Here is a 21033-nt window from a genome sequence, read left to right as displayed (position 1 = left end):
AGAAATTTGCCCCTCATTATGCATGGATGCATACTTTATGTACAGATGTATAAAAAACAAATAAGCGATACAGATTTACCTCTGCATCGCTTATTTATTATGAAATAATAAAACTATAAAGAATTATTTTCTTGTTGTTCATTTAAAATCTTTTGATATTTTCGACTGACAGAAGATTGACTTATACCGAGGGCCTTTGCTGCTTTAGTAGTAGTCTTATATCTCTTCATTGCTAATAAAATTAATTGCTCTTCTACATAATTCTGTGCTTCATGAAGTGGCATAATTTGAGTAAATGTTGGTTTTGCCTTTTTAAAATGATGACTAGCAGCTAAAAATTCATTTACAAAGCTACCATCGATAGTTGAATCATCAGCAGACACAGCTAATCTTTCAATCATATTTTGAAGCTCACGTATATTCCCTGGCCATGAGTAGACCTCCAATAAGTTAAGTGCATCCGGTGACAAATGATAATTTTTATTGTACTTTTTATTTAATTGTTGTAAAAAATGAAAGGCTAATAAAGGAATATCTTCTGATCGCTCACGTAAAGGAGGAATATAAATAGGAATAACATTTAAACGATAAAATAAATCCTCCCGAAAGGTTCCTTCCTCAACCATTCTCTCCAAACGTTTATTCGTTGCTGCAACAATTTGTACATTAATAGGTATAGGCGTTGTGCTTCCAATGGGAATAATCTCTTGCTCCTGCAAAACCCGGAGTAATTTTACCTGTAAGCTTAGGGGCATCTCACCAATTTCATCTAAAAACAAGATACCTTTGTCTGCTTTTTTAAAATAACCTACTTTTCCATTTTTATCAGCTCCGGTAAAAGATCCTTGAGTGTAACCAAATAATTCACTTTCTAATAAATTTTCTGGAATGGCACCACAGTTTAATTTTAGAAATGGCTGATTTGATCGGCTTCCCAATTGATGAATAGCCTGAGCGATAACTTCCTTTCCTACCCCTGACTCACCATAGATTAAAACTGTAGAAGAAAAATTGGAAATTTTATTTATTTGCTCTACGACTCGTTCCATTTTCGAACTACAATAAATTAACTTTTCAAAAACCTTATTCTTACTCTTAAATGTATCCAGTTCTTGTTTATATTGACTTGAAATCTTTTTAATTTCTCTCAATTGAGTTTTTAACTTAGTGGTTTCCGTGATATCCCTTGATGCAATAATAATTCGTTCAATTTTTCCTTTTTCATCAAGGATAGGGTTTCCCACAGCAAGAATTTTCTTACCATTGGCTGTTTCTTGTACGATTGAAACTTTCTTTTTGTGTTCAATGACTAAACGAGTTACGGATGGACTGAATAGCCCTTTATCCTCTAAATCTATTAAATTTTTCCCAATAAACTCTTTTAAGTCTCTACGCCAGAACTCTGAAATAAAGCTATCGCTGTAACGAATAAGTTCTCCCTTATTGTTTACTACAAGGATCTCATCATATATGGTGGAAAGAATGGCATTTAAATCTTTATTTAAATTTTTTATATGTTCAATTTCCATAGCCATTTTCTCAACCATTGGTAGATCTTGAACAATAATAAGAACCCCTTCCACCTCCTGATTAAAGTTTGTAATAGGACTATAATCCACTAGAACGCTCGTTTTATCAGTAATTTCTAGTTCATTTAAAATGGTTTCATTTGATGAAAATACAGTACTTATATGATTACCATTAAAAAGGGTCTCAGCAGACTTATTCATTACATCCTCGCGAATCATTTTCATCATTTTTATACCTGAATCATTACAATTAACAATTTTCCTCTCTTGATCTACTACAAAAATTCCCATAGGAATAGAAGTGAGAATAATTTTTAATAAATCAAAACTATGTCTATTTTCTTGCTTAAAGAGTTCAACTAATACATCTTCCCTTCTTATATACCCTATCATTTCTCCTTTCCTATCTTTAACAAGAGCGATAGGTTCTCCAATAATTTGAAAAAGAAGGGGTAACGAAATTGCTTCATTTAATTTACATACATTTTCTAATGGAACAGAATTTTCTACTAAGTCTGTAAGCTCAGTACTATCATCCACTTGATTGGTTAATAAAAAATCTTTCAAACGAATATAAGAAAATAGATGACTGTCTTTCATAAGAAAAAGAAACGGATTGGAATGATTTTTTAGTTGGTTTTGCCACCCTTCTTCAGGGCAGTCAATTGATATTGAAATAATTGGTCTTATTTTCTCTTTAGCTAGTAAAAACATTGATGTTCCTCCTTCTATCTTCTTATTTTATCATTTGAAAAAATCTGATTATATAAAAAAATGTGCACTTAACATAATTGTAGTATTTCCCCTCATTAGGAAAAGAGGAGATAGTTATTCCTCCCCTCTTTGGCAGCTTTTCTCTTTACTGATTTTCAATTAAAAAGGAATCTTCCTTAACAAAGGCAAGTACCACGCCTGGTATTACACGATCTCCTTTTTGCACCTCTAAAGAATGTATCTTTCCACTTAGTTCTACCCTTACGGTTTCGATATTTCCTTCCCTATTTCTTATTTTAAACAAAGGTTCCCCTTCATATATTTGTGAGTGAATTTGAATAAGTATATCCTCAATAATTCCATAACACGGACTCATAATAAATTCATGACTAATCATATTATAATCCCCTTTCATTTTACTTACTGAACGTTCTAATAGGAGGTAAAGAATTACGTCTGCTACACAATTAGTTGTAAAAACGCCTGCACTTAATAACATCAACCATCTAGATCCCTAGCTTTTCTATCCATAGTTCCTCATCATCCAGATTATCGCTACATAGTAGCAACATATTTCCTGTTTGGATAGAAACGACCATAACTTTTCCATAAAATATATTTGAGTAAACAATTACAATTCTTTTACCTCTTCAAATTGGAATTGCGGGGGCCTACAAGTAAATAGTTTTGTTAAGTAAGTCAGGTAAACGAGACCAATTGCTGCCCAGATAATTCCTAGTATGAGGGAGTCTGTACTTAGGTTAATCCATAAAACAACTACTGTTCCGCCCCCTATCCCCGGCAGCAAGAGATAGTTTATAAACCCCCAAATTGTCTTATGTTTCTTCTTTCTTATTACATAATGTACAATTACGCATACATTCACAAAAGTAAAAGCAATTAAGGCTCCAAAGTTAATTAGAGAAGTAGCCGTTAATAGATTAAAAAATATTGCCGATAATGAAATGGCTCCTACAAAAAGAACATTTAGAAAGGGAGTATTCCAACGAGGATGTATATAGCCAAAAAACCTTCTTGGCAGTACATTGTCACGCCCCATTACATATAATAGTCGGGATACACTCGCATGTGATGATAGCCCTGAGGCCAGAGTTCCTGTTACAGTACCTGCCAAAAAGAAAGCCTGAAATAATTTCCCCCCTACATATAAAGCAATTTCTGGAGAAGTTGCTTCAACGTCGCTAAAGCGCGATATATCAGGAAAGTAGGACTGTGTAAAATAGGAAGCCCCTATAAATAATATTCCTCCTACAAGAGCCGTGAGGAATATCGCGCGTGGAATAGTGGCTGTTGGATTGGCTGTTTCCTCAGCCAATGTTGTTACTGCGTCAAATCCTAGGAATGAAAAACAAAGAATCGTTGCCCCTGATATTAGGCTGGTTAGCTGCATGTCTGACTGAAAAAAGGGTTGAATAGAAAGAATTCTACCTGTTCCTTCCCCATGATTTAATCCCGTAATAACTAAAATTACAAAAATGATGATAACTAACATTTGGAAGGTAACTAAGAGATTATTAAAGTTAGCTGTAACATTAACACTAAACAAGTTAATAACCGTTACTATTCCTACAAAACCTAACACAAATAACCAAGATGGAATACTAGGAAAGAGTGCAGAAAGATATATCTTTGTTAAAACAGCGTTGATCATGGGTAAAAACAGATAGTCTAACAAGGACGACCATCCAACAAGAAAACCAAGATTTGAATTTATGGTTTTCTGAGTATATGTATAAGCTGATCCTGCTACAGGATAAACTTTAACCATTTTCCCGTAACTTATTGCTGTGAAGAGCATAGCCACTAAGGCCAAAATATAAGCTGTTGGTACATGCCCATTTGTTTTTTGAGCTACAATGCCAAAGGTATCGAATACCACCATCGGTGTCATGTACCCTACCCCTAAAAATACGATTGACCATAACTTTAATGAACGTTTCAACTCCACCTGCTTCACTTATCATTCCTCCTGCTAATAGAAAAAAATAGATAAGCCCATACATACGTTTTCTACCCACTCTAAATACGGATGTTAATAGCTTAAGTAGATATTTTTTGTATAAAAATGGTTTATTTCTTTCTATTTTAAATTTTCTGACTCAATTAAGAACAATGCAATTTTTATACCAGCTTGCAAGGGTTGGATCTACAAGATAATTTCATACCTAATTTACTGATTATCTGCATATGCCTTTCATGGTCTTACCCATATTTGCATAACTTATGCTTTATTACATAATTATTGATAACTCTTATGTAAAGAGTTTATCTGTGGGCATAAAAAAGAGCAGTCCTCCCAGGAGCTACTCTTTTTACTTTAATATAGTGGTATATAAGCGTTAATTTCTCTTTTTAAAAGACGTAATTAAATCTTTAAACTAGGCACTCTACTTGTAGGGATTCAGCTCCTTTGTTTGTTATCCATTCATATAAAGAATCAAGAAGAGCCTTTTTTATATATTGATTTGAAAAAATACTACATGGTTCAGTAACTAGTCCTTGCACATACACGTTTTTCTTTTTTCTACACCAGTTAACGCTTGCCAAAGCTACAATTTGTGTATCATGATAGAGGGCAAAAAATTGATAACCTTGTTTTTGTTTCGTACTTATAAAATCCAAACATGTGTCTAATGTTATATCCTTATAGATATGATTTAAAAATGGAAATGACTGCAAGAATTGATGAGAAACATATAACTCTACAAAATTTTCTACTGGCACTTTCATGGTCATAGTCTTTTCGTCTCCTTGTCCTCAAAATTGAATTAAATAAAGAATCAATCTGGTTTTCATATTACCTACTTTGAATTTCAGGTTGATTGATTTATTTAATTTGCAATATTTATGCCAACTTATAATGTACTGGCAATATATCAGGTTGAATGATTACAGAAGGCATGGTTCGTGTAGTACCAGTAGAAGCTTATTTCTTATTAATCCAATTCTTGTATAAAACTTGCTCCATAACCTGGCTTCTCAACGCCGAAGTTATCTGCTAAAGTAGCTCCAATATCTGAAAATGTTGTACGAAGGGGTATTTCCTTTCCGCCATTTTTCATACTTGGGCTGTAAAGTAATAAAGGAACATACTCACGTGTATGATCTGTTCCATGATGAATAGGATCATTTCCATGGTCAGCTGTAATAATTAATAAATCCTCTTCTTCTATCTTCTGAAATACTTCTAGAAGACGTACATCAAACTCTTGCAGTGCTTTTCCATATCCTTGAGGGTCACGTCTATGGCCGTAGATAGCATCAAAATCAACAAGGTTAACGAAACTTAGTCCTGAGAAATCCATATTTAATGTTTCAATCAGCTTATCCATGCCATCCATATTGGATTTGGTACGTATTGACTCTGTTATTCCTTCACCGTCATAAATATCCGAGATTTTACCGATAGCAAAAACATCATATCCTTCATCTTTTAATTCATTCATAACGGTACGATTAAACGGCTTTAGAGCATAATCATGACGGTTAGCTGTACGTTGGAAATTTCCTGGTTCCCCTAAGAATGGACGTGCGATAACACGCCCAACCATATGTTTTTCCTCTAATGTCAATTCCCGAGCGATCTCACAAATATCATAAAGCTCTTTTAAAGGTATAATTTCTTCATGAGCAGCAATTTGCAATACACTATCAGCAGATGTATATACGATAATCGCTCCATTTTCTATATGCTCTTTGCCAAGTTCTTCAAGGATTTCTGTACCTGAAGCAGGCTTATTCCCGATTACTTTACGACCAGATTTTCTTTCTAACTCTTTAATTAGTTCTTTCGGAAAACCCTCAGGGAATACTTGAAAAGGCTTATCGATGAAAAGTCCCATAAGCTCCCAATGACCGGTCATGGTATCTTTACCTACAGACTTTTCTTGCATTTTTGTATAATAAGCTAACGGTTTTTCCACCTTTTTAATGCCCTTTAATTCATGAATATTTCCAAGACCTAACCTTTCCATATTAGGCATATACAGGCCGTTCATATGCTCGGCTATATGTCCAAGCGTATTTGCACCTTCATCTCCATACTTTTTTGCATCAGGAGCTTCACCGATACCTACAGAGTCCATAACAATGAGAAAAATACGTTTATATTTACTCATGACGTTCCCTCCTATATTTATATAAAAATAACCATTAAGAGTTGTAACAAAAAGTCAGATGTTATAACATAGTCATTTGAAAAATATTTAATTAAGCTTTATCTTTTGCATTGTTGAATTGCTCATAGGTTTTAATTTTATTAAGACGATTTTCATGTCTACCGCCATCAAAAGGGGTTTCTAACCATATTTTAGCTATATCACGAGCTAGCCCTGCACCAATAATACGTTCTCCTATAGCTAATATATTAGTATCATTATGCTCTCTCGTTGCTTTGGCACTAAACGTATCATGTACAAGTGCACAACGAATTCCCTTTACTTTGTTTGCTGCAATACTCATTCCAATACCTGTTCCACAAATCAAAATTCCCCGTGATACCTCTCCTCTTATCACCTTTTCAGCTACTGGAATTGCATAATCTGGGTAATCCACCGAAGTACTACATTCACAACCCAAATCAATGTAACTAATATTCATTTCTTCCAGTAAAGAAATAATTTCTTTCCGAATTGTCATACCCCCATGATCAGATGCGATGGCTACTTTCACTCTTCTTCCTCCTGTGCTTTTATAATTGTATCGCCAACAATATGAACCTTCATCATATTGGTTGTCCCAGTTTCATGTACAGGTAGACCAGCAGTAATTAAAGTTAGGTCTCCCTCCTTAATAACTTTTTTCCTTAGTGCAGTTTGGATAGCATTTTTCATCATTTCATCTGTATTGTCAGTACTTTCAAACAAAATTGGATGTACCCCCCATACTAACTGAAGACGCTTAAGCACTCTCTCATGAGGAGTAAGCGCAATAATTGGACAAGATGGTCGATATTTTGATACGGTATTCGCTGTATAACCACTTTCAGTAGGTGTTAAAATAGCCTTCGCATTTAAATTCTGGGCTGTTACGGTTACAGCTTTTCCCATTGCATCAGTAATGGACACTTTACCGCGAGGTGTATAATTCATCTTATCTTTATAGGCCCAAGAATTTTCTACTTTCATCGCAATTCTATTCATCATTTCGACAGATTCAACAGGATATGCACCTGCAGCTGTTTCACCAGAAAGCATAATAGCGTCGGTTCCATCAAAAATAGCATTTGCTACATCACTAGCTTCTGCTCTAGTTGGTCTGGGATTATGCTGCATTGAATCAAGCATTTGGGTTGCCGTAATAACTGGTTTCCCCATTACATGACAATTTGCTATCAACTTTTTCTGAACAAGTGGAACTTCCTCAATGGGGATTTCTACGCCCAAGTCTCCACGGGCTACCATTAAGCCATCTGCTGCTTCCAAAATTTCATTAGCATTTTCAACACCTTCTTCATTTTCAATCTTGGCAATAATCGATGTAGTTGTTCCATACTCTTCAACTATTTTTCTGATTTCAAGAATATCCGAAGCTTTACGAACAAAGGAAGCCGCAATAAAATCAACATTCATTTGGAGACCGAAAGTAATATCACTAATATCCTTTTCTGTAATTCCAGGAAGTTGTAAAGATACTTTTGGTAAATTTACGCCTTTTTGATTTTTGAGAATACCACCATCCACTACTCGACAATGAATTTCGCTCCCATTGATTGATTCAACCTGTAGTTCAATAAGGCCATCATCTATTAAGATTGTAGCGCCAACATTAATTTCTTCAGCAAGCTTTTCATAGGTGATACTTACTCTTTCTTCATTTCCTATGATTTGTTCTGTAGTCAAGATAAAACAATTCCCTTTTTTTAAGGTGATTTTTCCATTCTCTAAGATACCTGTACGGATTTCTGGACCCTTAGTATCTAACATAATAGCTATATCACGTCCTATCTCTTTCGCACAAGATCTTATTGACTTGATTTGAGCAGCATGTCCCTCATGAGTTCCATGGGAAAAATTTAGTCTTGCAACATTCATTCCTGCCAACATTAATTTCTTTAATATCTCTGGTTTTTCACTTGCTGGTCCAATTGTACAAATAATTTTGGTATTTCTCATTTAGTTTTTCACTCCTGTATAATCCAGTGTCTTCTGAAAAAATAGATTCATATATTAAAAATAAGAAAACCTTTCATGCTTTTTTCTAGAGAAATCCGAGTCATTTTTCATCTTTTTAATTACTTTAATAAAATGAATGACTCTATATTTTATGTGAAAACTAGCCTTCTTTTTAAAAAAGTTGAATCTATAAATCTACATGTCTTAAAGAATCTTTTGTATACCGTTGATTACCAAATAATTCAATAAAAACTCAACTTGATTTTCATTAGAAATTATCAAATCATTAGAGAATCTTTTTAAATTTGGAAATAACATTTTCGACTGTGAACCCATATTCTTCAATTAATTTTTCTCCTGGTGCCGAAGCTCCAAATTCGTCAATTGCTATCAAATCACCTTTATCTCCAATATATTTGTGCCACCCTAAAGAAGCACCCATTTCAATGCCAAGACGTACTTTTATATTTTTTGGAAGTACACTTTCTTTATACTCTTCCGGCTGTTTTTCAAAACGATCCCAGCTAGGCATACTAACAACTGAAACGAAAATATCTTCCTTTTCAAGTGCTTTTTGAGCAGCAACAGCAAGTGCAACTTCAGAACCGGATGCTAATAATAAACCATTAACATTACCATTTGCTTCAGAAACAATATAAGCACCTTTTTTAACACCTTCATAAGCTTTTTCGAACGTTACAAGTGTGGGTAAATCTTGACGTGTAAGCACAAGAGCTGTCGGTTCATTTTTGCTTTCAAGTACTAATTTCCAAGCAGCTGCAGTTTCATTAGCCTCTGCAGGTCGAATAGTTGAGATACCAGGCATTGCGCGTAGAGCTGCTAATTGTTCAACTGGTTCATGTGTTGGTCCATCCTCACCAACAGCAATGCTGTCATGTGTAAATACATAAGTAACAGGTAATTTCATTAATGCAGCTAGACGAATGGCCGGTCTCAAATAGTCAGAAAACACAAAAAATGTAGCCCCGAACACTTTAACACCACCGTGAAGAGCCATTCCGTTAAGGGCAGCACCCATTGCAAATTCACGCACACCAAACCAAATATTTCGTCCACTGTAATCTGTGGGACTGAAGTTACCTTCCCCCTTCATAAGCGTTTTATTAGAGGATGCTAAATCTGCAGAACCACCAAATAGTTGTGGAACATTTTGTGCTAGACCATTTAATACTTCACCACTTGAAGCTCGCGTAGCAAGTTTACTTTCTCCGACACGATAAACGGGAACACTTTCATCCCACCCTGCTGGAAGCTCCCCGTTCATTACCTGTATTAACTCTTCCGCAAGCACTGGATATATTCTCGTATATTCATCTAATAGTTCATTCCATGTTTGTTCTTTTTGTTTTGCTAATTCTTTTAATTTGAAAAAATTTTCTTTTACTTCTTTTGGAACACAAAATTCCTCTTCATAATTCCAACCGTACTGTTCTTTTACAAGCTTTATTTCTTTTGCTCCCAGTGGTGAACCATGTGAATCAGATTTACCACCTTTATTGGGTGAACCATAACCAATGATGGTTTTCACTTCAATTAACGTTGGCTGTTCTATGTTTGTTTTCGCTTTATTTAATGCTTCTGTAAGTGCATTAATATCATTTCCATCCTTTACTTGAAGAACTTGCCAACCATATGCTTTAAAACGTTTCTCTACACTTTCACTAAATGATAAATGAAGCTCTCCATCGAGAGTAATATCATTTGAATCATACATTACAACCAAGCGACCAAGCTTAAGGTGTCCTGCAAGTGAAGCTGCTTCTGCAGATACCCCTTCCATCAGGTCTCCGTCACCACAAATACTATATGTATAGTGATCGATAACATTAAAATTATCACGATTATATGTAGCTGCTAAGTGCCTTTCAGCCATTGCCATTCCTACTGCCATAGCGATGCCTTGACCTAACGGACCTGTCGTAGCATCAACTCCAGGTGTATGACCAAATTCGGGATGCCCTGGAGTTTTACTTCCCCATTGACGGAAATTTTTCAACTCATTTAATGAGAGATTATAACCACTTAAGTGTAATAAGCTGTATAAAAGCATCGATCCATGACCTGCTGATAATACAAATCTATCGCGATTAAACCAAGTTGGATTATTTGGATTGTAATTCAAAAATTTTGTCCAAAGTGTATAGGTCATAGGCGCGGCCCCCATTGGTAACCCTGGATGACCTGATCCCGCCTTCTCTATTGCTTCAATTGATAGCATCCTAATAGTATCGATAGCTAACTTATCGATATTTAATTTTTGTTCATTCACAACTTTTCCTCCTCATAATTCCTTAATTTGTTTAACCTTACTATTTCTATCGTTGGACGTCCGACAACTAAAGGATGACTAGTAGATTGCTTGATTTTAATACTATTTATTTTTAGACAAAATAAATCTTGAATAACTAATCATAGTTAAAAAAGTAAATAGTATTTCTTTGTTATATTTTGTATATACCTCATTCGGAAAATGTTTTATGTACAAAAATGAACTAATATAGAATTAATCATCGTCAGACGTCCGACAACTAAAATTGATTCTAGCATTCTCTTATTCCTTATTCAATATTTTTGGAAAGAAAATTTAAAATTATAGAAAAACTCATAATTTTATATGTGTAACAAAAAAAGTATAAGGATTAATTATATATATATACTAGTTACTATATGTATTACATGCCAGATAGATTTTCCTCAGGAATACTTATAGCAACATTTCTTAGATTTTGATAACATAATGTAGGGAATGTTTTTTATGGAGGCAACGTTGAATGTATATAGAAGATTATCAGAAATCAAGGTATTTGGTTATTATGGATAAACTTAAAGAGGAAATAGAAGAAGGTAATTTAACTGCTGGTGAGAGACTACCTTCAGAAACTGAGTTAGCTAAAAATTTTAAGGTAAGTCGCTCTACAGTAAGAGAAGCTTTAAGAGCACTAGAGCAAGAAAATATAGTTACTAAAAAACATGGTATAGGAACTTTTATAAATCAAAAGCCTCTATATTCAAACGGGATAGAAGAACTATTTAGTGTGACGGATCTGATTCAAAGAAAAGGCTATACACCTGGCACAAAGTTAATATTTTCAGACTATATAATACCAGATAAACATGAAAAACAAAAATTAAGTCTTAAAGATAATGAGAAGATATTATTAGTTAAAAGAATAAGAACGTCAAATGGAGACCCATTGGTATATTGTATAGATAAAGTTCCTCAATATTTGTTACCTAATGAATGTAAATTAGATAGGGAGTCAATTTTTGACTTTCTAGAAGCAAAAGTTAATATTAAAATTGATTATGCTACTACAAGCATAGGAACGACTAGTTACTTACCAGAAATATCAGACGCTTTAAAGTGTGATATGGAAACTCCTTTATTAATTTTAAAACAATCACATTATGACGAAAATGACCGGCTCGTATTATATTCAATAAACTATTTTCGTTCTGATAATTTTAATTTTCATGTTTTTCGTAAGCGTTTAAAATAAAAGTGCCCTGTTTAAATTATGCTTTAGCGTCCTATAATCAGAAAAATAGCCAGGCACCTTTATGAGGTACATGGCTATTTTTAATAAAGAAAGTGCTCATATTAAAGAATATAAGGAAAGTTTGTTCGGATTCACTAAGGCACATTAATATATCATCTCATTGTTTAAGAAAGTTGAATTTAAGCAAAAATTTCTTTTTTATGTATTTTTCTGAGATATAATACAATTCAAAAATTTAATTATCTCTCTTGACACCTTGGTAATTAAATTTTATATCATGAAGAAATTTATTAATAACGTAGCTTCATCAGAATAGTTCTAATTTCTTGATCATTCATTAATAAATCATAGTGCTTCTCATTAATTTTGGTTAAGGCAACGTCATGATAAAAGAATTCAGTGAAAATTTTAACAAAAGATTTAGACATGGTATTTATAGCTTGCCATGAATCATCTTCTACACATGCAAAAATAACTTTTTGATCATCAACAATAATTAATTGAAATCGCTCTAATACATCATGCTCTTTTGCTGGAATAAGGGTATACAAGTTCTTTAAGTTTATATTTAAAGCACCTACCCCAAGAATTTCCACATTCAATCCATCTTTTTCTTTATCCTCAAGTAATGGTAAGTATTCCATTAAATCATCTTTCCAACCAGAAATTCGGATAGACTTTCTTGCTTCTTCAATTAAATGTTTACTTTGCACCCGAATAGATGTGTCTTTTTTTAAACTCCAAACACGATCATCTAATAATTTTTTTTTGTTCTTGTTTTTCTTTAATTGCTTAATATTACCTTGAAATTCAGTGGTTAATTTTTCAATAGCAAGGTTTAATGGAAGCGCAGCATATAGCTTTTTCTTTTCTGATATAGAATCCATTACCATTCCTTTCTCAATCATTCGCGCTAACACTTCATAGATTTTTGCTTTAGGTACACCAGAATATTTAACGATAGTGGTTGCATCTAATGCTTCCTCTAGAGAAACAAGGGTTTCATACACTTTACTTTCATATTGTGAAAATCCAAACTTTTGTAACATGTGCCTTCCTCTTCCTAATTTTATTTTAAATCATAACTTCCAATATATTCAGAATGAATTTTTCATTCACTACAAAGTTATCTATAAATAATAATAGAACAAAATTAGATCTAATACCACCTTACAAGCTCCATGTGACAATACATCTTCTACCTTTCAAACTTGCTGAAAAAAGAAAGTAAGAAATTCTTTAAATATCCAATATTGTCACTAATTCCACTATACAACGTTAAATATTTTAATTTTTTATTGACAAATATTATTAATCCCATGTAACCTATAGAAAGTTACTTACGCAGTAGTAACCAGTGATATTTAGTTAAGTCCATATTTCAAAATAATCTTAAATATACTGCAATATCAATTGAAAGCGATGTCAACAAGAGAAACAAATTCAAAAGGTTAAAAACCATTTATTAAAACAGTATACAATTGTATTTAAATTTTTAATTAGAGATAACTCTTCTAAATATATAAAAATTAAAACTCTTGGAGGAATTGTAATGAAGAAAGTGTATATTAATGCTACCTTTTTCACCATGGATAGAGAAAATAATATCTTCAAAAATGGCATGATGGTTTTACAAGATAAATCTATCTCCTATATTGGCCAGTATTCTGAAGATGAGTTAACTAACGTGGATCAAGTGGTAGATCTTCATGGAAAATGGGTCCTTCCTGGTCTTATAAATGCCCATTCTCATATTTTAATGACTCTTTTACGAGGCATTGGAGACGATATGCTACTTAAACCTTGGCTTGAAACTAAAATATGGCCTCTTGAAAATCAATTCAATACAGAGATTGCCTCTGTAAGCGCTCAACTTGGAATTTTAGAGATGGTAAAGACGGGAACAACTACATTCTCAGATATGTTTAATCCTAACGGTATAGATTCGGATGTGGTAATGCAAACAATTGGTAAAACAGGAATTCGTGGAGCATTCTCTCATACCATCTTTAGTTTAGGCACAGAAAAAGAACAGAAACAGAACCTTATGGAAGCTGAGCGCTTTGCTCAAAAAAATAAAATGGTTGCTGATGGTCGTCTTACAACAATGGTAGCGCCCCACAGTCCTTATGCATGTACACCTGAAGCTCTCCTTGAAAGCTTACGAATTTCTAAAGAGAATGATTTAATGCTACACATTCATGTTTCTGAAACTGATCACGAAATTTTAGACATTGAAAAACGTTATGGAGTTCGTCCCGTCGAGCACCTTCGTGGTTTAGGTATCTTTGATCAGCCAACAGTGATGGCTCATGGTGTTGTCCTTAATGACGAAGAAAGAGAAATTTTAAAACAACATGATGTACGAGTTGCTCATAATCCAATTAGTAATTTAAAACTGGGCTCAGGGGTTGCAGATATTGTTAGTCTTTTAGACGCTGGAATTAAAGTAGGAATTGCAACAGATAGCGTAGCTTCTAATAACAATCTCGATATGTTTGAAGAGATGAGAACTGCTGCTTTACTACAGAAAGGTATTTATAAAGACGCTACTAAGTTCCCTGCACAAACGGCCTTAACTTTGGCTACCCGATTAGGAGCTGAAGCTATTGGTATGTCGCATACAGGTTCACTCGAAGTAAACAAAAAAGCAGATTTTATTACTATTTACCCTTATAACAAAGAACATCTACAACCAATTAGTGAGGCATATTCACACTTACTTTATGCTGCACGTGGAAATGATGTATGTGATGTCTACATTGATGGTAAGACAATTGTAAAAGATGGAAGCTGTCTAACAATTGATGAAGAAAAAGTGATTGCAGAAGCAAATCGCCTACAGAATACGCTTTCTAGATAAATTTAAATGTAAGCTTAAATATCTCATATTACTTTTCTATATTAAACGTTTTACTCAGCTTTAATTCCTATATGAAGATTTTGAAATAAAACTTCCCTCATTGTAGAGGTAGTTTTAAATTATATTTTATTTTTGCTATTTGAAAGGAGAAAAAACAATGAAATTTAATGAAAAGGTTCAACAAACAAAAGATTATTTATTGTCTAAGATTGATAACTGCCCATCCATCGGATTAGTTCTAGGGTCTGGTCTAGGCATATTAGCAGATGAAATCGAAAATCCAATTTATATTCCTTATAATGAAATTCCTCATTTTCCGGCTTCAACTGTGACAGGACATGCGGGTCGAATGGTTATTGGAGATTTAAAAGGAAAACGTGTAATAGCTATGCAAGGAAGGTTTCATTATTATGAAGGACATTCTCTGGAAGCAGTAACCTATCCAATTCGTATAATGAAAGCAATTGGCGTTCAGCAAATTATTGTAACAAACGCTGCTGGAGGCATTAACCCTAACTTTAAGCCAGGTGATTTAATGATCATTCAAGATCATATTAATTTGACTTCTCAAAACCCTTTGATTGGTCCAAATGAAGAGGAGTTTGGAGAAAGATTTCCCGATATGTCTGAAGCATATTCAAAGAAATTGATTGCTTTGACAAAAGAGGTAGCAAGCAAGAACAAGATAGACATGGTGGAAGGCGTTTATGCTGGTATGCTCGGACCAAGTTATGAAACACCAGCTGAGATTAACTTCCTAAGTATAATTGGCGCAAGCGCTGTGGGAATGTCTACTGTTCCCGAAGTAATTGTTGCTAAACATTCTGGTTTAGAAGTACTGGGAATCTCTTGTATTAGTAATATGGCTGCTGGAATCTCTGAGCACTCTTTAACGCATGATGAAGTAATGGAAACAACTGAAAATATCAAAGCTCAATTTTTACAGTTAGTTAAAGAAATTATTGCTGCAATGTAGAGAATTATAGTTCAAAAAAACTGTAAATGCTAATTGTATAAACTACATGTCAGTCAAGTGAATTTCAAAAAAATTATAAGCAATATGGTTATGCTCAATAGGCATAACGGGTGGGTGCGGGATTCAAAGTGGAGGAATAAAATTATGATTCATTTTTTAAGTCAACACTTTCAACTGGAAACACATAATACAACATGGAAAACAGAACTTATGGCTGGGTTAACATCTTTTTTCACAAGTGCCTATATTATATTGGTTAACCCACTGATTTTAAAGGATGCTGGAATTCCATTAAGCGCTAGTATTATCGCGACTATTGTTGCTTCAATTATTGGTTGTTTATTGATGGCTCTATGGGTAAACGCCCCTATTATTGTGATTCCTGGCATGGGAGTTAATGCATTTTTTAGCTATACAATGATTCAATCCATAGGACTCACTCCTAACCAAGGACTAGCAGTAATAATAATTTCGGGACTACTCTTTTTTCTTGTCACTATCTCTTCTTTTGGCAATCGAATACTTGCTTCTGTTCCTGATTCACTAAAACATGGGATTACAGTAGGAATTGGTCTCTTTCTTACTTTTATCGGTTTACAAAAAGGTGGTATCATTCAACCTAGTGACACAACCATCGTTACCCTCGGAAATTTCGGAAACCCTATTACATTGTCTACAGTAATAGGATTAGTAGTTACACTAGTATTATTTGTAAGGAATATTAAAGGAAGCTTGTTAGTCGGTTTATTATTCACTAGTGCATTAACGCTAGGAATTACCGATAAGAAAGAAATAACAACAAAAGGCATTGATTTTCATTCATATGGTCATGTATTTGCATCCGGTGATTTTAGTATCTTACAGATACCTTTCTGGATTGCTGTGTTCTCTATGACTATGATTGTTCTCTTTGAAAACATGGGATTGTTAAGTGGCATGCTACCAGATATCGAAAAATTCCCACGGGCATACAAAGTAGTAGCAATCTCTACAATAGCTTCAGGAATTCTTGGTACAAGCCCTACTATTGCATCTGCTGAAAGTGCATCAGGAATTTCAGAAGGGGGTAAAACAGGGATACCGGCCCTAGTGACAGCGATTTTATTTGCCCTTTCTGCAGTGCTATTACCCGTTATTCAACTAATACCAGGAAATGCTGTAGCTCCAGTATTAATTATCATTGGAGCACTCATGACGAAAAGTGTAGTCGACATCCCTTTTTCTGATTTCTCGGAGAGTTTTCCTGCATTTTTAATTATTGTTTGTATACCCTTGACTTCTAGTATCGCTGATGGTTTGGCTTTTGGTTTTATTGCATATCCATTAGCTAAAGTTGCAATTGGAAAATCGAAACACGTATCCCCTCTCGTTTATCTAATTGCCGGACTTTTCTTATTAAATATAGTCGCTTCCTCTATTCTTGTACATTAATATATACTTCTTAGAGGAAGACCAGTTTCATTTTCATGAAAGTATACTCCTTAAAGTAAATACATTAGGTAATGTAATGTAGAAAATCTTTAAGGAGTCTTTTTTAATTATTTTTTTAAAAATACCCTCGCTCTTAAACTTTGTAAGTAAGAATGTGCAAAGTTTATTTTTTATGTAAGAAACTATGTTATGTTTAAATATTTTATAAGGAGAAAGACACTATGAAAATTCTTATCTTCATACTTGGGTTAACAGTTACCTTTTTACTAGCTTTTCTTGTAAGTAGTAATCGGAAAGAAATTAAATATAAACCGATTGTGATCCTACTTATCATTCAATTAGTATTAGCCTATTTTCTATTAAACACATCTATCGGATCTATTTTAGTTAAAGGGATTTCGGATGCATTTGGAACTCTTTTGAAGTATGCAGAATCAGGTATTAATTTTGTATTTGGGGGATTAGCAAACAAAGGAGAAGCTCCTTTTTTCCTTTCTGCTCTTCTTCCAATTATTTTCATTGCTGTATTAATTGGAATCCTACAGCACTTTAGAATTTTGCCTTTTATTATTAAAGGAATTGGTTTTTCATTAAGTAAAGTAAATGGATTAGGAAAGTTGGAATCTTATAATGCGGTCGCAGCTGCTGTCATTGGACAACAAGAAGTATTCATCACGGTAAAAAGGCATTTAAGTCAATTATCAAGCAATCGTTTATACACGCTTTGTGCGTCTTCTATGTCCACCGTTTCAATGGCAATTGTAGGTTCTTATATGAAAATGGTTGAACCCAAATATGTCGTAACAGCACTTGTTTTAAACTTATTTGGTGGATTCATTATTGTTCATATTATAAATCCTTATGAAATGAATGAAGAAGAGGATATTTTAGAATTACATGATGAAGAAAAGCAAACATTTTTTGAAATGTTAAGTGAATACATTATACTTGGGTTCACGATTGCTGTAACCGTAGCAGCAATGTTAATTGGGTTTGTAGCGTTAATGGCATCCATTAATGGTTTATTTGACTCTGTGTTTGGTATTACATTCCAAAGTATATTAGGTTATATTTTTTCCCCATTAGCCTTTGTAATGGGAATCCCAATCTCAGAAATGTTACAAGCCGGTGAGATTATGGCAACAAAATTAGTTACAAATGAATTTGTAGCTATGCTTGAGTTGTCCAATGTATCAACAAATTTATCCCCACGTACAGTTGGTATATTATCGATTTTTCTTGTATCATTTGCAAATTTTTCTTCTATTGGTATTATTGCGGGTGCAATAAAAAGTATTAATGCTAAACAAGCAAATGTTGTCTCTCGATTTGGATTAAAACTTTTATATGGAGCCACTTTAGTAAGCTTATTATCAGGAACCATTGTTGGTTTAATGCTATAAATTATTACCAACTAAAAGAAAATCAATTGTGATATAAAAAGTTAGATTAAGGAACCTATTTTTATTATTTAGCGCATTTAAAATAATTAATACTCATTTCTTTAATACCTTATGGGTATGAGTAATTAGTAATCCTACACTTATCTAGATGTTGCTCAATGCTCATTTTCTTAACTTTTCAGTTGGTTATAGTTTAATCAATAAAGGCACAAATTCCCCTGAATACATAGGGGGAATTTGTGCTCGATAATAACTATTTTCAAGAAATATATTCATTCTATACTCATGGTCTGTGTAATTTGCACATCAACATTAAGCTCAATTGGTATTTTAGGATATTGGTCTTCCCATCTTTTAAAATCAAATTTCCTGGTTTGACTTTTTACTCTATCTCCGATTCCTAATGGATCAATTTTAAGCTTTTGAAATTTACTGACCATTTTTTGACCTCTTTTTTTTATATTATATCTCACTTCTTTTTCAATAGATTGAATTTCACTCTTGTTGCCTAATGGTATTCTTGTCCCCTCAACCACCCTTCCTTTTAACTTTAAGTAAATAGAGAATTTTGGGTTCGTATTTGATTTTCTCACTTTATACTTGACTGAGGAAGAAATATTTTCAATACTCACATATAAATCTTTATCTAATTTTATGTTAAAAAATCCTTTTTTACTATCTTCATAAAGCATTTTAAATAAAAATGCTTCTCTAAATCCAATATAATCTATATACTTATCACCTTTAAATAAAGAAATTCCCTTTATTTGTATTTTATCCCCTTTTCTTTCTAAAAGAGGCATAAAGGGATCCAGTCCTTTTCCAAAATATTGATACATAAAAGTGTGAACGTCCACCTTCGGAAGGTACTGCTCTGCATTCTGTTCAATTAATCCTATCAAGTATTTAGAAGTGGTGTCGCTAATTGGATATCTATAGTTAAGCATTTCATAAGCCTCACCTTCTACTACAGCTAAATAGACTTCTTTACTTATTCGAGGGTCACGGTAAATAGAATCTAGCATTTCAAAAATTCCTTTTTTGTTAGCTAATTCTTTCCCGTATAACGCCACTCCTAGTCTCCCAGTTTCAATTGGTTTTTGAGACTGACTTTGTATAATTCTTCCTAAGTCTTTACTTGTTTGTGCTGTAGCTGTAAAAATTCCACTCTTTGGTTGACTATTCATTCCAGATTGAATAACAGGAACAGAAAAACTGCCTTTGATAGAATTTTTATCAACATAATCATATCCAAGAGATTGAACAAATTGGAGATCCTCAAGGGTAGTTGGTGATGGAGAACATCCTGTTATTATAGAAACACTTAGACAAGTGATTAACCATTTTTTCATTTTTTATTTTTCCTCACTTTATAAACAATTGCTTGTATAAAAAAGAGTAAAGGTATGTAAAGAAAAATTATATAAGCACCTATATTTTTAATTAACTTGGTATACATATTAATTTGTTGACGGTCTGTAATTAAATTACTGACAACAAAAACTATACATATTAAAATCAAAAGAGTTATATGCTGATTTACATGGAAAATTTTTTTAAGTGAACGACTAGAAGCCCATAGACCTAGGCATATACCTGGTAGTACGAGGAATAACCAAAGAGAAATACCTACATATTCGAACCGTTCAATAAAAGGTAGTTTAATCTCCTGCCATAATGTTAAGGTAGCCCAAACAGTATGATACAATTGATCTAAATTATAATAAGCTAACGAAACAATGATAAAAGCTATATAAATAAGCATAGTGAACAATACACCTAAATGAGACCATTTCTGTGATTTCTTTGATTGGCTCAAAAACGGATAGAATATTAGTATAAATTCAAAACCTAAATAACTATAAACCATTTCTTTCATTGCATTGAATTGATCATCAATAGAGTGATCAAATATAGGTAATAAATTATGAAAGTGTGCTTCTTTTATAGGAAAATATAAAGTAAAAAGAATAATGGTAATTATAATTCCAGAAAAAAAAGCCAAACCTGTTACGACCCTAAAACCACCTGAAACGTAATAATAAGCTAAAATAAGAATTAATCCTACTATCCACCCTTGATTAATAAAAGGGGTCATCCATACTTGAATGACTTCTACATAAGTCCTTGTCCAAATTATTACTAATACGAGAAAATATAAAATAATAATAAAATTAAGCAGACCTCCAATCCACTTTCCAAAAAGATCATAATGAATGCTTATAATATCGTCTCCACCCTTATTTAAGATTTGATAACATATCCAAATCAAGACATGAACTGCTAGACCTACTAGTAAGACTGTAAGCCATGCATCCTGACCAACATCTTTAGCAATATACCTTTGAAAGCCAAAAAGGCCTACGTTAATTTGAGCGGAAGAAACCAGGAAAAAGGCAAAATAAGGAGAGACTTTATTTTTCTCTGTTGGCCTTGTTATCATCTCTTTATCTCCTTATCAT

The 21033-nt window shown here is 33.3% G+C and carries 16 protein-coding genes and 1 pseudogene; 5 read left to right on the top strand and 12 right to left on the bottom strand.

Annotated features, from left to right (window positions below; all coding sequences use genetic code 11):
- Positions 1-113 precede the first annotated feature (113 nt).
- The 9 genes and pseudogenes from SB717_RS23335 to tkt all read right to left on the bottom strand — a co-directional run bounded on the left by SB717_RS23335 (position 114) and on the right by tkt (position 10616).
- The gene (locus SB717_RS23335; protein ID WP_410904860.1) at positions 114-2243 is read right to left on the bottom strand and encodes a sigma 54-interacting transcriptional regulator; all 2130 of its coding nucleotides are present in this window, start codon (positions 2241-2243) and stop codon (positions 114-116) included.
- Between the two features lie 145 nt (positions 2244-2388).
- Positions 2389-2640, bottom strand: a complete 252-nt coding sequence (locus SB717_RS23330) for a biotin/lipoyl attachment domain-containing protein (protein WP_220495993.1) — start codon at positions 2638-2640, stop codon at positions 2389-2391.
- 109 nt (positions 2641-2749) lie between these two features.
- On the bottom strand, positions 2750-2842 hold the full coding sequence (locus SB717_RS23325) for a hypothetical protein (RefSeq protein ID WP_410904859.1): 93 nt from the start codon (positions 2840-2842) through the stop codon (positions 2750-2752).
- A 32-nt stretch (positions 2843-2874) separates the two neighbouring features.
- Positions 2875-4221, bottom strand: a complete 1347-nt coding sequence (locus SB717_RS23320) for an APC family permease (protein ID WP_410904858.1) — start codon at positions 4219-4221, stop codon at positions 2875-2877.
- A gap of 416 nt (positions 4222-4637) precedes the next feature.
- Positions 4638-5000: a hypothetical protein gene (locus tag SB717_RS23315; protein ID WP_410904857.1), complete on the bottom strand. Its 363-nt coding sequence runs from the start codon at positions 4998-5000 to the stop codon at positions 4638-4640.
- A 200-nt stretch (positions 5001-5200) separates the two neighbouring features.
- Positions 5201-6382: a phosphopentomutase gene (gene deoB, locus SB717_RS23310; protein WP_410904856.1), complete on the bottom strand. Its 1182-nt coding sequence runs from the start codon at positions 6380-6382 to the stop codon at positions 5201-5203.
- A 91-nt stretch (positions 6383-6473) separates the two neighbouring features.
- Positions 6474-6935, bottom strand: a complete 462-nt coding sequence (gene rpiB, locus SB717_RS23305) for a ribose 5-phosphate isomerase B (RefSeq protein WP_410904855.1) — start codon at positions 6933-6935, stop codon at positions 6474-6476.
- Positions 6936-6946: 11 nt separating this feature from the next.
- Positions 6947-8377, bottom strand: a pseudogene (gene pyk / locus SB717_RS23300) (pyruvate kinase); the annotation flags it as partial.
- Between the two features lie 286 nt (positions 8378-8663).
- Entirely contained in the window at positions 8664-10616 is a 1953-nt protein-coding gene (tkt, locus tag SB717_RS23295) for a transketolase (RefSeq protein WP_410904905.1), read from the bottom strand.
- 553 nt (positions 10617-11169) lie between these two features.
- Between tkt and SB717_RS23290 the strand changes: the two genes are divergently transcribed.
- Entirely contained in the window at positions 11170-11898 is a 729-nt protein-coding gene (locus SB717_RS23290) for a GntR family transcriptional regulator (protein WP_410904854.1), read from the top strand.
- 290 nt (positions 11899-12188) lie between these two features.
- On the opposite strand, the gene SB717_RS23285 is transcribed toward SB717_RS23290, so the two are convergent.
- Positions 12189-12947 carry a TrmB family transcriptional regulator gene (locus tag SB717_RS23285; protein ID WP_410904853.1) on the bottom strand — a complete coding sequence of 253 codons (759 nt, stop codon included), beginning with the start codon at positions 12945-12947 and terminating at the stop codon, positions 12189-12191.
- Positions 12948-13450: 503 nt separating this feature from the next.
- Between SB717_RS23285 and SB717_RS23280 the strand changes: the two genes are divergently transcribed.
- The 4 genes from SB717_RS23280 (at position 13451) to SB717_RS23265 (ending at position 18571) form a co-directional block, all read left to right on the top strand.
- On the top strand, positions 13451-14761 hold the full coding sequence (locus SB717_RS23280) for an amidohydrolase family protein (RefSeq protein ID WP_410904852.1): 1311 nt from the start codon (positions 13451-13453) through the stop codon (positions 14759-14761).
- 157 nt (positions 14762-14918) lie between these two features.
- The gene (locus SB717_RS23275; protein ID WP_410904851.1) at positions 14919-15737 is read left to right on the top strand and encodes a purine-nucleoside phosphorylase; all 819 of its coding nucleotides are present in this window, start codon (positions 14919-14921) and stop codon (positions 15735-15737) included.
- A gap of 144 nt (positions 15738-15881) precedes the next feature.
- Positions 15882-17168 carry an NCS2 family permease gene (locus SB717_RS23270; RefSeq protein WP_410904850.1) on the top strand — a complete coding sequence of 429 codons (1287 nt, stop codon included), beginning with the start codon at positions 15882-15884 and terminating at the stop codon, positions 17166-17168.
- Between the two features lie 221 nt (positions 17169-17389).
- Positions 17390-18571, top strand: a complete 1182-nt coding sequence (locus SB717_RS23265) for a NupC/NupG family nucleoside CNT transporter (protein ID WP_410904849.1) — start codon at positions 17390-17392, stop codon at positions 18569-18571.
- A gap of 272 nt (positions 18572-18843) precedes the next feature.
- Here SB717_RS23265 and SB717_RS23260 read toward each other — a convergent pair whose 3' ends face one another.
- Positions 18844-19923 (bottom strand): Ger(x)C family spore germination protein, encoded by a 1080-nt coding sequence (locus SB717_RS23260; RefSeq protein ID WP_410904848.1) that lies wholly within the window; start codon positions 19921-19923, stop codon positions 18844-18846.
- Positions 19920-21014 (bottom strand): GerAB/ArcD/ProY family transporter, encoded by a 1095-nt coding sequence (locus SB717_RS23255; RefSeq protein ID WP_410904847.1) that lies wholly within the window; start codon positions 21012-21014, stop codon positions 19920-19922. Before SB717_RS23255 ends, SB717_RS23260 begins: the two co-directional genes overlap by 4 nt.
- Positions 21015-21033: the final 19 nt, after the last annotated feature.

Origin of the sequence: Priestia sp. SIMBA_032, assembly GCF_046535215.1 — a bacterium.
Taxonomy (GTDB): domain Bacteria; phylum Bacillota; class Bacilli; order Bacillales; family Bacillaceae_H; genus Priestia; species Priestia aryabhattai.
The sequence above is the reverse complement of the archived record's forward strand: the minus strand, read 5'-3'. Positions and strand labels throughout refer to the sequence as shown.

What these genes read in the sequence shown, in the direction of transcription:
- SB717_RS23335 (WP_410904860.1), bottom strand. Translation starts at nt 2,243, where the DNA reads ATGTTTTTACTAGCTAAAGAGAAAATAAGACCAATTATTTCAATATCA.
- SB717_RS23330 (WP_220495993.1), bottom strand. Translation starts at nt 2,640, where the DNA reads ATGATTAGTCATGAATTTATTATGAGTCCGTGTTATGGAATTATTGAG.
- SB717_RS23325 (WP_410904859.1), bottom strand. Translation starts at nt 2,842, where the DNA reads ATGGTCGTTTCTATCCAAACAGGAAATATGTTGCTACTATGTAGCGAT.
- SB717_RS23315 (WP_410904857.1), bottom strand. Translation starts at nt 5,000, where the DNA reads ATGACCATGAAAGTGCCAGTAGAAAATTTTGTAGAGTTATATGTTTCT.
- deoB (WP_410904856.1), bottom strand. Translation starts at nt 6,382, where the DNA reads ATGAGTAAATATAAACGTATTTTTCTCATTGTTATGGACTCTGTAGGT.
- tkt (WP_410904905.1), bottom strand. Translation starts at nt 10,616, where the DNA reads ATGCTATCAATTGAAGCAATAGAGAAGGCGGGATCAGGTCATCCAGGG.
- SB717_RS23290 (WP_410904854.1), top strand. Translation starts at nt 11,170, where the DNA reads ATGTATATAGAAGATTATCAGAAATCAAGGTATTTGGTTATTATGGAT.
- SB717_RS23285 (WP_410904853.1), bottom strand. Translation starts at nt 12,947, where the DNA reads ATGTTACAAAAGTTTGGATTTTCACAATATGAAAGTAAAGTGTATGAA.
- SB717_RS23280 (WP_410904852.1), top strand. Translation starts at nt 13,451, where the DNA reads ATGAAGAAAGTGTATATTAATGCTACCTTTTTCACCATGGATAGAGAA.
- SB717_RS23275 (WP_410904851.1), top strand. Translation starts at nt 14,919, where the DNA reads ATGAAATTTAATGAAAAGGTTCAACAAACAAAAGATTATTTATTGTCT.
- SB717_RS23270 (WP_410904850.1), top strand. Translation starts at nt 15,882, where the DNA reads ATGATTCATTTTTTAAGTCAACACTTTCAACTGGAAACACATAATACA.
- SB717_RS23265 (WP_410904849.1), top strand. Translation starts at nt 17,390, where the DNA reads ATGAAAATTCTTATCTTCATACTTGGGTTAACAGTTACCTTTTTACTA.
- SB717_RS23260 (WP_410904848.1), bottom strand. Translation starts at nt 19,923, where the DNA reads ATGAAAAAATGGTTAATCACTTGTCTAAGTGTTTCTATAATAACAGGA.
- SB717_RS23255 (WP_410904847.1), bottom strand. Translation starts at nt 21,014, where the DNA reads ATGATAACAAGGCCAACAGAGAAAAATAAAGTCTCTCCTTATTTTGCC.